This is a genomic window from Campylobacter coli LMG 9860 (assembly GCF_000254135.1).
Classification (GTDB): Bacteria; Campylobacterota; Campylobacteria; order Campylobacterales; family Campylobacteraceae; genus Campylobacter_D; species Campylobacter_D coli.
This window is the reverse complement of sequence record NZ_AINS01000049.1, coordinates 1-216: the sequence shown is the minus strand read 5'-3', so window position 1 is coordinate 216 and position 216 is coordinate 1. Positions and strand designations below refer to the sequence as shown.

Annotated in this window: 1 protein-coding gene; it reads right to left on the bottom strand. The window is 27.8% G+C overall.

The window, feature by feature from the left end:
• The coding region (locus CCO88_RS07170; protein WP_002839919.1) for a hypothetical protein at nucleotides 1–216 on the bottom strand (216 nt) is incomplete at both ends.

Genomic DNA, 216 nt, shown 5'->3' with positions numbered 1-216 from the left:
ATTGCAATGAGCGGTGGCAACTTTTGGCATATTCTACAAATCTCTTTTTCTTATATTCAGCAATGATTTCATCAGCACTTAACTTTAAAGCACTTTGTTTTATCATAGCGATAATATCTAATTCATTCATGTAAATACTCTCTATCGCATGATTACTTATAACAGATTTTATACCTTCATAATCTTCCTTATTTACATCATCTTTATATTTTTTAA